11 protein-coding genes are annotated in these 12,806 nt (G+C 60.7%); 2 read left to right on the plus strand and 9 right to left on the minus strand.

Annotated elements, in window-relative coordinates:
• Positions 1 to 397: 397 nt before the first annotated feature.
• The 6 genes from U5822_RS17460 to U5822_RS17485 form a co-directional block, all read right to left on the minus strand.
• Entirely contained in the window at positions 398 to 1,021 is a 624-nt protein-coding gene (locus U5822_RS17460; protein WP_322856960.1) for a protein-methionine-sulfoxide reductase heme-binding subunit MsrQ, read from the minus strand.
• Positions 1,021 to 1,995, minus strand: coding sequence for a protein-methionine-sulfoxide reductase catalytic subunit MsrP (gene msrP, locus U5822_RS17465; RefSeq protein WP_322856961.1), 975 nt, complete (start codon positions 1,993 to 1,995; stop codon positions 1,021 to 1,023). The genes U5822_RS17460 and msrP overlap by 1 nt, the downstream gene beginning before the upstream one ends.
• Before the next feature lie 97 nt (positions 1,996 to 2,092).
• Positions 2,093 to 2,938: a CDP-diacylglycerol--serine O-phosphatidyltransferase gene (gene pssA / locus U5822_RS17470; protein WP_322856962.1), complete on the minus strand. Its 846-nt coding sequence runs from the start codon at positions 2,936 to 2,938 to the stop codon at positions 2,093 to 2,095.
• Between the two features lie 90 nt (positions 2,939 to 3,028).
• Positions 3,029 to 4,045: a ketol-acid reductoisomerase gene (gene ilvC, locus U5822_RS17475; protein WP_322856963.1), complete on the minus strand. Its 1,017-nt coding sequence runs from the start codon at positions 4,043 to 4,045 to the stop codon at positions 3,029 to 3,031.
• Between the two features lie 64 nt (positions 4,046 to 4,109).
• Positions 4,110 to 4,601 carry an acetolactate synthase small subunit gene (gene ilvN, locus U5822_RS17480; RefSeq protein WP_070970156.1) on the minus strand — a complete coding sequence of 164 codons (492 nt, stop codon included), beginning with the start codon at positions 4,599 to 4,601 and terminating at the stop codon, positions 4,110 to 4,112.
• Positions 4,602 to 4,603: 2 nt separating this feature from the next.
• Positions 4,604 to 6,322, minus strand: coding sequence for an acetolactate synthase 3 large subunit (locus U5822_RS17485; RefSeq protein WP_322856964.1), 1,719 nt, complete (start codon positions 6,320 to 6,322; stop codon positions 4,604 to 4,606).
• A 514-nt stretch (positions 6,323 to 6,836) separates the two neighbouring features.
• On the opposite strand from U5822_RS17485, the gene U5822_RS17490 reads away from it, so the two are divergent.
• Positions 6,837 to 7,310 (plus strand): DUF4124 domain-containing protein, encoded by a 474-nt coding sequence (locus U5822_RS17490; RefSeq protein ID WP_322856965.1) that lies wholly within the window; start codon positions 6,837 to 6,839, stop codon positions 7,308 to 7,310.
• A gap of 49 nt (positions 7,311 to 7,359) precedes the next feature.
• Here the strand turns inward: U5822_RS17490 and clpB are convergent, their stop codons facing one another.
• The 3 genes from clpB to rluD all read right to left on the minus strand — a co-directional run bounded on the left by clpB (position 7,360) and on the right by rluD (position 11,820).
• Positions 7,360 to 9,936 (minus strand): ATP-dependent chaperone ClpB, encoded by a 2,577-nt coding sequence (gene clpB, locus U5822_RS17495; RefSeq protein WP_322856966.1) that lies wholly within the window; start codon positions 9,934 to 9,936, stop codon positions 7,360 to 7,362.
• Between the two features lie 167 nt (positions 9,937 to 10,103).
• Positions 10,104 to 10,874: a peptidoglycan editing factor PgeF gene (pgeF, locus tag U5822_RS17500; protein ID WP_322856967.1), complete on the minus strand. Its 771-nt coding sequence runs from the start codon at positions 10,872 to 10,874 to the stop codon at positions 10,104 to 10,106.
• Positions 10,843 to 11,820 (minus strand): 23S rRNA pseudouridine(1911/1915/1917) synthase RluD, encoded by a 978-nt coding sequence (gene rluD, locus U5822_RS17505; protein WP_322856968.1) that lies wholly within the window; start codon positions 11,818 to 11,820, stop codon positions 10,843 to 10,845. The genes pgeF and rluD overlap by 32 nt, the downstream gene beginning before the upstream one ends.
• A 132-nt stretch (positions 11,821 to 11,952) precedes the next feature.
• On the opposite strand from rluD, the gene U5822_RS17510 reads away from it, so the two are divergent.
• The gene (locus U5822_RS17510) at positions 11,953 to 12,786 is read left to right on the plus strand and encodes an outer membrane protein assembly factor BamD (protein WP_322856969.1); all 834 of its coding nucleotides are present in this window, start codon (positions 11,953 to 11,955) and stop codon (positions 12,784 to 12,786) included.
• Positions 12,787 to 12,806 lie beyond the last annotated feature (20 nt).

Below are 12,806 nucleotides of genomic sequence, written 5' to 3' on the forward strand. Positions count from 1 at the left end.
CTTTTTAAAGAGCGTTTGAGCCGTTGCTCAATCAAGGCCGCGTATTCTACATCGCTTCGCCGCCTTGTCAACCGTTTATTTTCAACTCGTTTCCGCTTCCGAAAACCGCCGAAAATCTAACCGGCTTACTGCTTGTTTCGAGGCGCGCATTCTACAGCGAATCGCTACCTTGTCAACCGCCTTCTGAAGAATTTTGAAACTCAATTTCTTCAAGCTTTTCAAACGGTTGCTTCTTTGGTTGGCCGCTGCGTCAGTGGCTTGTCCCTCAGAAGTGGTGCGCATTCTACAGGCGTCAGAGAAACTGTCAACGCGGTTTTTTGATTTATTTATCGGGGTTTCGGTTTCCACCTACATGGACGGTTAAAAAGCCACCAGATCGAGCACTGTTTGAGCAGTTTCAGCCCTTTCTCAGGGGGATCAGGGTCGACCAACCAAACCAGACACCCCGAAGCGCCAACAGACACACCAGCATCACCCCGTAACCGACCATCTCACCGATGTCACTTCGGGCCTGCCAGACAAAATGGAGCCAGGCAAAGACGACCGCCACGTAGATCAATCGATGCAGGGGCTTCCATCGCTTTCCCAGGCGCTTGACCATGCCTTTGGTGGACGTGAGAGCCAATGGGACCAGGCTCAGAAAGGCGAATGCGCCGAGGATGATGTAAGGACGTTTGGTGAAGGTCGCCCACAAATCGGTCCAGCCGAGAATGAACTGGAGAAAGGACAGCACGTGCAGGCAAGCATAGAAAAACGCGAACAAACCGAGCATCCGGCGCACCCTGATCCAGCCCGACCATCCGGTCCATCTTTTCAATGGGGTCATGCATAAGGTCGCCAACAACAACTGGAAGGCAGCAAGCCCGAACGACTCGGTGATCACCTGCCCCGGGTCCGGCCCCAGGTCTCGAGTGAGGATGCGCCCCAGCAACATCAGCAACGGGACCAGAGCAAGGACGGCGACTCCCAGGCGGAAGAGCAGCAACCACCTGGGGTCTCGGCTCCGAACCGTCATGGGCATCAGTAATAGGTCCGCAAGTCCATGCCCTTGTAGAGGCCCGCCACCTGTTCTCCGTAACCGTTGAACTTGCGGGTCTCAATCCAGTTTGGAGAAAACAGGCCCGAGGGCAGTCGGCGTTCCCGCTTTTGGCTCCAGCGGGGGTGGTCCACCTCCGGATTCACGTTGGCATAGAAGCCGTACTCCTGGGGCGCGATCATTTCCCAAGTGGTTTTCGGGCGTGCTTCCTGAAACCGGATCTTTACGATCGACTTGATGCTCTTGAAGCCATACTTCCACGGCACCACCAGCCGGACCGGCGCGCCATTCTGGTTGGGCAGGCTCTTGCCGTAGAGCCCGACCGCCAGAAACGACAGCTCGTTCATGGCTTCGTCCATCCGCAGCCCCTCCTGGTAGGGCCAGTCGATGGTGCTGAACAAGGAGCGCTGGGCCCGCATCTGCTCGGGATCGTGGAGGGTTTCGAAATAGACGTACTTGGCTTTTGACGTCGGCTCGAACCGCTGCAAGAAGGTCGCGAGCGGTACGCCTATCCAGGGAATCACCATGGACCAGGCTTCGACACACCGCAGCCGATACACCCGTTCCTCATAGTTACCCGGCTTCAGTAACTGATCAAAATCGTAACGGCCGGGCCGGGCACACTCGCCTTCCACGACCACCGACCAGGGGTCCACCGACATTTCATGCGCGTACTTGGCGGGATCGTCCTTACCGGTACCGAACTCGTAGAAGTTGTTGTAGCGGGTTACGTCTTCGAACGGTGTTTTCTTTTCGTCGGTCGAAAACCGACTGGCCGCCGTGAAGTCCAGAGGCTCAAGGGTCGAGGCTCGCGCGCCCGAAGCGAGCAGCGGCGACAGAGACAGGGTGAGCGCGCCGGCCAGGGTGCCGGTCATGAATTCGCGCCGGGCACGGTAAATGGGCTCGGGGGTAATCTCGCTGGATGGAATGGCCCAGGCCGGGCGTTTCTTGATGAGCATCGGAACTCTCCGTTCAATCCACGGGCGTTAAGCACTGAGGAAGTTGACCGGAGGTTCCGTTCAAAATTCCCGGGTCGTGGGACCCGGCGTCAGCGCTTCAGGACGACGTGCCCGGAGCGCGGCGAGGCTTTCTGCGGAACAGGGCGCGCACTGGCCCGGACAGGGCGTAAATCAGGAAACCGGTGAAGAGTACGGTCGCCGGATCCAGCGCGATCACCACGAAGATCAGTACCACCAACAAGATGGCTGCAAACGGTACCCGACCGCGCATGTCCAGATCCTTGAAACTGCGGTACAGAATGTTGCTCACCATCATCACACCGGTGCCACCGACCACCACTATGGTCAACAGCGTCAACCAGGAAGCGGGCTCGAACAGGTGGAAACACCAGACCAATCCGGCCACACAGGCGGCGGCCGCAGGACTCGGCAAACCAACAAAGTATTTCTTGTCGACCGAGCCGATCTGAGTATTGAATCGCGCCAGCCGCAGGGCCGCACCGGCAACGTAGATGAAGGTGATGGCCCAGCCGACCTTGCCCAGGCCGTTCAGGGACCAGAAGAAGGCGACCAGGCCCGGGGCCACACCAAACGCCACCATATCGGCCAGGGAATCGTACTCTTCGCCGAATTTGCTCTGGGTATTGGTCATGCGCGCCACGCGACCATCCAGTCCGTCGAGAATCATGGACACGAAGATGGCAATGGCGGCGTTGTCAAACATGCCGTTGGCCGCCGAGACGATCGCGTAGAACCCTGAAAACAGTGACGCCGTGGTCAAGGCATTGGGCAACAGGTATATACCTTTGCGCCGCACCGGCGCACCTTCCACCAGCTCCTCTTCAACCACTTCCCCGGCCTCGACTTCGTACTCGGCCGTTGGCTTGTGCTCGGCCCGCCCCTGCTGGGCGCTCACATCGGCGTTTTTCTTCTCGTCAGTCATTCCCACAACTCCGGAAAGCATTTGGGCGGAGTATATACGAAAAACGCGGCCACCCGGGCCGCGTTTTTCCAGAACCAGTCGGAAACCCGATCAGTTCTTGTCCTTATCCACGATCTTGTTCGCGGAGATCCACGGCATCATGCCGCGCAGCTTTTCACCCACGGTTTCGATCTCGTGAGCGGCGTTCTGGCGACGACGCGCGGTCATGGACGGGTAGTTCAGTGCGCCTTCGGAGATGAACATCTTGGCGTACTCACCGCTCTGGATGCGCTTCAGGGCGTTGCGCATGGCTTCACGGGACTGCTCGTTGATGACTTCCGGGCCAGTCACGTACTCGCCATACTCCGCGTTGTTGGAGATGGAGTAGTTCATGTTGGCGATGCCGCCTTCGTACATCAGGTCGACGATCAGCTTGAGCTCGTGCAGACACTCGAAGTAGGCCATTTCCGGCGCGTAACCTGCCTCGGTCAGGGTCTCGAAACCGGCCTTGACCAGCTCAACGGCGCCACCACACAGAACCGCCTGCTCACCGAACAGATCGGTTTCGGTCTCATCCTTGAAGGTGGTCTCGATGATGCCGGTCCGACCGCCGCCGATGCCGCTGGCGTAGGACAGAGCCACGTTCTTGGCGTTGCCGGAGGCGTCCTGGAAAATCGCGATCAGGTCAGGAATACCGCCGCCGTTGGCGAACTCGGTGCGCACGGTGTGGCCCGGTGCCTTCGGAGCAACCATGATCACGTCCAGATCTTTGCGCGGAACGATCTGGTTGTAGTGGATGGCAAAACCGTGGGCGAACGCCAGGGTGGCACCCTGCTTCAGGTTCGGCTCGATCTCGGCCTTGTACAGCTGAGACTGAAACTCGTCAGGGGTCAGAACCATGACCACATCGGCTGCGGCGACAGCGGAAGGCACGTCGCTGGTCTTCAGGCCATAGGCTTCAGCCTTGGCAATGGATGAAGAACCCGGACGCAGACCAACGGTCACGTCCACACCGGATTCCTTCAGGTTGCACGCGTGGGCGTGGCCCTGGGAACCGAAACCGATGACAGCAACTTTCTTGCCCTGGATGATGGAAAGATCACAATCCTTATCGTAATAAACCTGCATGACAAACCTCTGTTATTTATAGTGGCCCCATCGGGCCATGATGTTCGATTCGTATCAATAGCCGTTACAGGCTGAGTACCTTCTCGCCGCGGGCAATACCCGAGACACCGGTGCGCACCACTTCAAGCACACCGGACGTACCCACTGCCTGGATAAAGCCATCCAGCTTTTCGCTGTCGCCCGCCAGCTGCACGGTATAGACCGAGCTGGTGACATCGACGATCTGGCCCCGGAAGATATCCACGGTACGCTTGATTTCAGCTCGCTGGGAGCCGGTGGCCTTGAGCTTGACCAGCATCAGCTCGCGCTCGATGTGGGAGCCCTCGGTCAGGTCCACCAGCTTGACCACTTCGATGAGCTTGTTGAGCTGCTTGGTGATCTGCTCGATGACCTTGTCCGACCCGGTGGTGGTTACCGTCAGACGGGACAGGGTCTCGTCCTCGGTCGGGGCCACGGTCAGGGTTTCAATGTTGTAGTTGCGCTGGGAAAACAGCCCGACCACACGGGACAGCGCGCCAGGTTCGTTTTCAAGCAGAACGGAAATGATTCGACGCATGATCACACCCTCTCCGTCTTGCTGAGCCACATGTCCTTCATGGACCCGCGGGCTACCTGCATCGGATAGACGTGCTCAAAGCGGTCCACATAAATGTCGACAAACACCAGCTCATCCTTCATCGCCAGCACTTCTTTCAGCTTGGTTTCGAGATCGGCTTTCTTGTCGATCACCACGCCCTTATGGCCATAGGCTTCCGCCAGCTTGGTGAAGTCCGGCAGGGACTCCATGTAGGACTGGGAATGACGGGACTCGTAGTTCATGTCCTGCCACTGCTTGACCATGCCCAGGGCCTGGTTGTTCAGGTTGATGATCTTCACCGGCAGGTTGTACTGCTTGCAGGTGGACAGCTCCTGGATATTCATCTGGATACTGCCTTCACCGGTAATGCACAGCACTTCGTCGTCCGGGTGGGTCAGCTTGACACCCATGGCGGCCGGCAGACCAAAGCCCATGGTGCCCAGACCACCGGAGTTGATCCACCGGTTGGGCTTGTCGAACTTGTAGTACTGGGCCGCAAACATCTGGTGCTGCCCCACGTCCGAGGTGACGAACGCCTCGCCGTTGGTCAGCCGGCACAGCAGCTCGATGACTTCCTGAGGCTTGATGACATCGTCGCTGGTCTCGTAGCGCATGCCATGGAAGGCACGCCACTCGTCGATCTGCTTCCACCAGGCCGCGATGGCATCGGCGTCCGGCTTGGCTTTGCTTTCCTTGACCAAGGCCTGCATCTCTTTCAGCACCGCATCAACCGGGCCCACAATGGGCACGTCGGCATCGACGGTCTTGGAGATGGAAGCCGGGTCGATGTCGATGTGGATGATGCGCGCGCCCGGACAGAACTTCTCGGTCGCGTTGGTGACACGGTCATCGAACCGCGCGCCGACGCAGAGAATGAGATCCGAATGGTGCATCGCCATATTGGCTTCATAGGTGCCGTGCATGCCAAGCCAGCCGAGGTGTTGCTTGTCGCTGGCCGGGTAGCAGCCAATACCCATCAGGGTGTTGGTAATGGGGTACCCGAGGGTGCGCACCAGATCCGTCAACTGGTCGGAGGCCTTGCCGAGAATGACGCCGCCGCCGGCGTAGATCACCGGGCGACGGGCCGCCAGCAGCATGTCGACCGCTTTCTTGATTTGCCCGGCGTGGCCACGGATGGCCGGATTGTAGGAGCGCAGCTTCACCTTTTTCGGGTAAGCGTATTCGTAGCGCTCGTTCGGCGTGGTCATATCCTTGGGGATATCAACAACCACCGGGCCAGGACGGCCGGTTGCCGCGATGTAGTAGGCCTTGCGAATCACCTCCGGAATCTCTTCCGGATGACGGACACTGAGGTTGTGCTTAACGACCGGCCGCGAAACACCGATCATGTCGGTTTCCTGGAAGGCGTCCTCACCAATCAGTGTGGATGCAACCTGACCGCACAGAACCACCATGGGGATGGAATCCATAAAGGCGGTGGCGATGCCGGTAATGGTGTTGGTGGCTCCAGGACCCGAGGTCACCAGTACGGTACCTGGTTTTCCGGTCGCCCGGGCATAGCCGTCGGCCATATGGACCGCTGCCTGCTCGTGCCGAACCAGAATGTGCTTGACTTTGTCCTGCCTGAACAACGCGTCATAGATATGCAGCGCTGCACCACCCGGATAGCCGTATATGTATTCGATCCCTTCGTCCTGCAGGGAGCGAATCAGCATATCGGCGCCAGACAATAACTCCACGGTTTTCTACCCTCTTCTACGAGTGAATGAGCCGGGCCACGCCCGGTTGCCTGGATTCACGGTTTCCCTGCTTCTTGTGAAAGCGGAACCGGCTACTCCTCCACACCTTGTAAGAGGTTGTCTCCTGGCCAGCCGCCCTCCTGAGGGTTGCGGAGAACGGCCAATCAACGGGTTGCACGTAAGCAACAACCATCCCGCGACGACGGCGCGGTGCGTTCAGTGTGGTGTTAAACGGGGGATACTCGCTCGGGATTGCCTGCCGTATTGACCCCAGTCTTCAGGCAATCGGTAATTCTGACAGCGGGAAACTCCCTGTCAATAGGCGCCACGCCTTTCCAGCGCCTTTCTGGCCTCGGGTTTGGCCAACCACCACCAATTGCCTACAGAGTTTTGAACCAGACGGAAGAAAAATCCCGATTTGGATGGCATGATAACCAAGCATCGACGGAATCAAGGACCTGGCGGCTGGAATTGGCCGACCACCGGGCGCAGTGACCAGACGACGAGTAAAGCCATGAACAAGAAAATCTTGACGCTGACCCTTCTTATTGCATCCGCACCTGGCCTCGCCCTGGCCGCTTCCGTTTATAAATGGACGGATGAAAACGGCGTGACCCACTTTGGCGACAGGCAGCCGACCGGGAAACAGTCCGAGAAACTGAATGTACGCTCCGGGACCGCATCGCAATCGGGTTCAGAGCGCAAAAGTCCGCAGGAGCAGCTGAAGGAGCTGCAACAACGTCAGGATGACCAGGCTGTAAGCCAGCGGTCGAGAGCGGTCCAGGAGGCGCAAGCCAAGCAGCGGGAAGCAAACTGCGCGACCGCACGCGCCAATCTGGACGCGATCGACAGCAATGCCCGGATTCGGGTCGAGGAAAACGGCGAGCAACGGTATCTGTCACCGGAAGAAATAGCCGAACAGCGCGCCAAAGCGCGTCAGATCGCCCAAGAAAATTGCGGTCCGCAATCTGCCCAAACAATGCAGTAGTGAAAGAACCGGGGAGGCAGACGATGAACAGCTGCCTCCCCCAGTTCAGTTAACCCTTGGAAAACACCAGCTGATGCTCGCTCACCGTCCCGCGAATGGTATCCCCGGGCACGAACTCACCCTGCAGCAGCCGCTGCGCCAGCGGGTTCTCGATCATCCGCTGGATGGCCCGCTTCAAGGGCCGCGCCCCATAAACCGGGTCGTAGCCAACCTCGGCGAGCAGTTCCATGGCGGCGTCATCCAGCTCCAGCTTCATATCCTGATCGGTTAACCGTTTGCTCAGGGCCTCGATCTGGATGCGGGCAATGCCCTGGATCTGATTTTCCGCCAGCGGGTGGAACACCACCACCTCATCCACCCGGTTGATGAACTCCGGCCGGAAGTGGGTCCCCACCACCTCCATGACCGCAGACTTCATGGCCTCGTAATTCTCCTCACCCGCTTTCTGCTGGATGATGTCGGACCCTAGGTTGGAGGTCATGACGATCACCGTGTTGCGGAAATCCACGGTTCGGCCCTGGCCGTCGGTCAGCCGGCCATCCTCCAGCACCTGCAGCAGGATGTTGAATACGTCCGGGTGCGCTTTCTCCACTTCGTCCAGCAGCAACACGGAATAAGGCCGACGGCGCACGGCTTCGGTGAGGTAACCGCCCTCCTCGTAACCGACGTAGCCGGGAGGCGCACCGATCAGGCGGGCGACCGAGTGCTTCTCCATGAATTCCGACATGTCGATCCGAACCATGGCCTCTTCGGTATCGAACAGGAACGACGCCAGGGATTTGCACAGCTCGGTCTTGCCCACCCCGGTCGGTCCCAGGAACAGGAAGGAGCCGTTCGGCCGATGGGGATCGGACAGTCCGGCACGGGATCGCCGCACGGCGTTGGAGACCGCCTCGACGGCCTCATCCTGGCCGATGACCCGGCCGTGAAGCGCCTCTTCCATCCGCATCAGCTTGTCACGCTCGCCTTCCAGCATTTTCGATACCGGAATGCCGGTCCACTTGGAGACGATTTCGGCGATTTCCTCGTCGGTCACGCGGTTGCGCAGCAGCTTCATCTCCATCATCTCGGCCTGGCTGGCCATGTCGAGCTGCCGCTCCAGCTCCGGAATCTGGCCGTACTGCAGCTCGGACATCTTGCCCAGGTCCCCGGCGCGACGGGCGTTCTCCAGATCGATACGGGCCTGCTCGAGCTGGCTCTTGATCTTCTGGGAACCGTGGAGCGCCGCTTTTTCGGTGTTCCAGACCTCTTCCAGATCGGCGTATTCCCGCTCGACACCGGTAATCACACCGGACAGTTCCTCCAATCGTTTCTTGGAGGCGGCATCGGTCTCTTTTTTCAGCGCCTCGCGCTCAATCTTCAGCTGAATCAGCCGCCGCTCTAGGCGGTCAAGGGCCTCGGGCTTGGAGTCCATCTCCATGCGAATCTGACTGGCCGCCTCATCGACCAGGTCAATGGCCTTGTCGGGCAGCTGCCGGTCGGTGATGTAACGGTGGGACAACTTGGCCGCGGCGATGATGGCACCGTCGGTGACCTCGACCCCGTGGTGCACCTCGTAGCGCTCTTTCAGGCCGCGCAGGATGGCGATGGTGTCTTCCTCGTTGGGCTCGCTGACCAGCACCTTCTGAAATCGACGCTCCAGGGCGGCATCCTTCTCGATGTTTTCCCGGTATTCGTCCAGGGTGGTCGCGCCCACGCAGTGCAGCTCTCCTCGGGCCAGCGCCGGCTTCAGCATGTTGCCGGCATCCATCGAACCCTCGGCTTTGCCGGCACCCACCATGGTGTGAATCTCGTCGATGAACAGGATGATCTGGCCTTCCTGCTTGGCCAACTCGTTCAGCACCGCTTTCAGGCGCTCCTCGAATTCACCCCGGAACTTGGCGCCGGCAATCAGCGCGCCCATGTCCAGGGACAGCACTTTCTTGTCCTTCAGACCATCGGGCACCTCACCATTGACGATGCGCTGGGCCAGCCCCTCCACGATGGCGGTCTTACCCACGCCGGGCTCACCAATCAGCACCGGGTTGTTCTTGCGACGGCGCTGCAACACCTGGATGGTGCGACGGATCTCGTCGTCCCGACCGATCACCGGGTCCAGCTTGCCCGCCTCCGCGCGCTCGGTCAGATCGATGGTGTATTTGGACAGGGCCTGACGGTTCTCTTCCGCACCGGCGTCGTTCACGGTGTCGCCGCCCCGGACCTCATCAATGGCCTTTTCCAGCGCGGCTTTGTCCAGCCCCTGCTCTCGCAGCACACGACCGAGCGTGCCCCGATCCTCCAGCGCCGCCAACAGCAGCAGTTCGCTGGAAATGAACTGGTCCTTGCGCTTCTGGGCCAGCTTGTCGGCAATGTTGAACAGCCGCCCCATGTCATTGGACATGGCGACATCGCCGGCCGACCCCTGCACCTCCGGCAGATGCTCAAGTTCGCGGGCAATGGCCTGGCGAATCCGCCCGGGCTCTGCCCCCGCCTGCTTCAGCAGGGGCTTGATGGAGCTGCCGTCCTGATCGAGCAGTGCCTGCATCAGGTGCACTGGCTCAATGAAATTATGGTCCTTGCCGACCGCAAGCGATTGGGCATCCGCCAGGGCGGTCTGCAGCCGACTGGTGAGTTTGTCGATTCTCATAGATTTCGTTCCCCAATTCGGTGATCCGAGAGGTCGGCGCGGCGCAGGCCACGCCAACATCCGTCGGGCTTTGATTCTTAATGTAGGGGCAAGCGGGGGGACTTCAAGCGGCGGGCATGGCAAGCGACGGGAAGATTGACGGACATCAAGATCCGCTCAGAGCGGCATCAGTCGGCCAGCCAAATCAGGCAGGCCATGCGACCAGTCTGGCCATCCCGGCGGTAGGAATAGAAGCGTTCAGGGTCCGACACGGTGCACAGTGAGCCACCGTAAATCTGGGTCACGCCGGCTGCCGCCAGCCGCAGCCGAGCCAGCTCGTAAATGTTGGCCATGCAGTGACCTGGGCGTGCGCCCTGTGCGGAGAAGGCCGCATCTGCCCGGGCATCCTGGGCCACAAACGCGGCGCGCACCTCGGGCCCCACCTCGAAATGCCCGGGGCCGATGGCCGGCCCGAGCCAGGCCAGCAACTCTCCGGCGGGCTCCTCGAAGCCGGCAACCACGGCTTCGAGGACGCCATCACACAGGCCACGCCAGCCGCCGTGGGCAGCGGCGACCCGGGTTCCAGACCGGTTGCAGAACAGTACCGGCAGACAATCGGCGGTCATGATGGCGCAAACCTGGCCCGGCTGGTCGGCCAGGGCGGCATCGGCCTCCGGCACGCCGGGTGCCGGCAACCGGACCAACCCGGTACCGTGCACCTGGGACAACCAGGCAATGGCGTCGTCCTCCAGTTGCAGGGCGCGGGCCAGCCGACGGCGGTTTTCCCGAACGTGGTCGGCATCGTCGCCCACGTGACTGCCCAGGTTCAATGAGTCCCAGGGCGCGCCGCTGACACCGCCAGCCCGGGTCGTGCTGATGGCGCGAACGTTGGCCGGCGCGGGCCACTCGGGCCGAATCAGACGCGGCTCAGAACTCACGGCGGTCAAGCTCTGCGGCATGCTGGCGCAGCACCGCAAGCAGTTGCACCATATCGTCCGGCAGCGGCACTTCCCAGGACAGGATTTCTCCGGTTTCCGGGTGTTCTAGGGTCAACTGGCGGGCGTGCAGCGCCTGGCGATTGAACGCCGCCAGGGCCTCGCGCAGCTCCTCAGTCGTGCCCTTGGGCAAGCGCAGGCGGCCGCCATACAGCGGGTCTCCGACCAGCGGATGTTTGACGTGGGCCATATGAACACGGATCTGGTGGGTGCGCCCGCTTTCCAGTTTGCAGCGCACGTGGGTGTGGGCGGCAAACCGTTCGAACAGTCGGTAGTGAGTAACGGCGGCCTTGCCGGTCGGCACCACCGCCATCTTCTTCCGTTCCCGGGGGTGGCGACCAATGGGCGCATCCACGGTGGCGCCTCCGGTCAGGGTGCCGACCACCAGGGCATCGTATTCCCGGCCCATGGTGCGGGTCTGGAGCTGGTCAACCAGTGAGGTGTGCGCCACCAGGCTGCGGGCCGCGACCATGATGCCGGAGGTATCCTTGTCCAGCCGGTGCACGATGCCGGCCCGGGGCAGGTTCTCCACTTCCGGGGCGTAATTGAGCAGTGCGTTCACCAAGGTGCCGTCGGCGTGGCCGGCGGCCGGATGCACCACCAGCCCCGCCGGTTTGTTGATCACCAGCAGGTGCTCATCCTCGTAGACGATGTCGAGGGATATTTCTTCCGCCTGCCAGCTTACCTGGGCTTCGGGTTCGGCATCGAGGTCGAGCCGGTCGTCGAGCATGACCTTGTCCCGGGGCTTGCGCTGTTCGCCGTTGACCGTCAAGGCCCCGCTCTTGATCCAGCCCTGCAGGCGCGACCGGGAATGTTCCGGCATCAATTCGGCCGCGGCCTGATCCAGCCGGCGATCACTCAGATCGGGTGGTACAACGAAGCTGGCGGTAATTCGGTTTTCTGATGACATTAAGCCCCCGGGGCCGGTGTGTTATCGTTTGGCAAGAAATGACAAACAGTCAGATGCACGCTGCACATGTGCGCGCTTCCCCGCTACAATGGCGGCGGTTTTGAATTTATCGACATTATACGGGATTCCGGCATGAGATCAGTTGTCCGTTTACTGCTGCTGACCACCCTGGTGGCCATGATCAGCGCCTGCGCCTCCAACCGACAGGAGGAGGTTCTGCCGGAAAAGACCTACTACGAGAATGCCCGTGAGGCCATGAACTCCGGTAATTTCAACGAGGCCGAGGAGAACCTGGACGCCCTGGAGACCTACTACCCGTTCGGCCGCTACGCCGAGCAGGCCCAGTTGGACCTGATTTTCGCCCGCTACCAGAATCTGGACCTGGAAGGGGCCCGGGCGGCCGCGGATCGTTTCATGCGCCTGAACCCCCAGAGCGAGCACGCCGACTACGCCCTGTACATGCGCGGCCTGGCGTCTTACAACCTGGACGTGGGGCTGGCCGCGCGCTATTTCCCGGTTGACGTGTCGGCCCGGGACCCCGGCGAACAGAGCCAGGCTTTCCAGGATTTTTCAGAGCTGCTGAACCGCTATCCGGACAGTCAGTACGTGGCCGACGCCCGTCAGCGTATGATCGCCATCCGCAACCGCATGGCGGAGCTGGAGATCTACGCCGCCCGCTACTACATCAAACGCGAGGCGTACGTGGCGGCCAACAACCGGGCCCGTCACATCGTCGAAAACTACCCGACCTCGCCGGTGGTGGAAGAGGCACTGATCATCCTGGCCGAAACCTTCCGATTCCTGGAACTGAAAAAAGGCAGCCAGGACGCCATTGCCCTGCTCAGAACCAACTTCCCGAACAGCGAAGCGTTCAACGACGACGGTGAATTCGACGCGGATGTGCTCAAGCGCGAGAATCGGTCACTGTCCAGCGTGGTCACCTTCGGCCTGATGGGCGACGAGTAGTCGCCCACCGCCTTTGCCCG

Source organism: Marinobacter qingdaonensis, from assembly GCF_034555935.1.
GTDB classification, from domain to species: Bacteria; Pseudomonadota; Gammaproteobacteria; order Pseudomonadales; family Oleiphilaceae; genus Marinobacter; species Marinobacter qingdaonensis.

What these genes read in the sequence shown, in the direction of transcription:
- U5822_RS17490 (WP_322856965.1), top strand. Translation starts at nt 6,837, where the DNA reads ATGAACAAGAAAATCTTGACGCTGACCCTTCTTATTGCATCCGCACCT.
- pgeF (WP_322856967.1), bottom strand. Translation starts at nt 10,874, where the DNA reads ATGCCGCAGAGCTTGACCGCCGTGAGTTCTGAGCCGCGTCTGATTCGG.
- U5822_RS17460 (WP_322856960.1), bottom strand. Translation starts at nt 1,021, where the DNA reads ATGCCCATGACGGTTCGGAGCCGAGACCCCAGGTGGTTGCTGCTCTTC.
- U5822_RS17510 (WP_322856969.1), top strand. Translation starts at nt 11,953, where the DNA reads ATGAGATCAGTTGTCCGTTTACTGCTGCTGACCACCCTGGTGGCCATG.
- msrP (WP_322856961.1), bottom strand. Translation starts at nt 1,995, where the DNA reads ATGCTCATCAAGAAACGCCCGGCCTGGGCCATTCCATCCAGCGAGATT.
- ilvN (WP_070970156.1), bottom strand. Translation starts at nt 4,601, where the DNA reads ATGCGTCGAATCATTTCCGTTCTGCTTGAAAACGAACCTGGCGCGCTG.
- ilvC (WP_322856963.1), bottom strand. Translation starts at nt 4,045, where the DNA reads ATGCAGGTTTATTACGATAAGGATTGTGATCTTTCCATCATCCAGGGC.
- rluD (WP_322856968.1), bottom strand. Translation starts at nt 11,820, where the DNA reads ATGTCATCAGAAAACCGAATTACCGCCAGCTTCGTTGTACCACCCGAT.
- pssA (WP_322856962.1), bottom strand. Translation starts at nt 2,938, where the DNA reads ATGACTGACGAGAAGAAAAACGCCGATGTGAGCGCCCAGCAGGGGCGG.
- clpB (WP_322856966.1), bottom strand. Translation starts at nt 9,936, where the DNA reads ATGAGAATCGACAAACTCACCAGTCGGCTGCAGACCGCCCTGGCGGAT.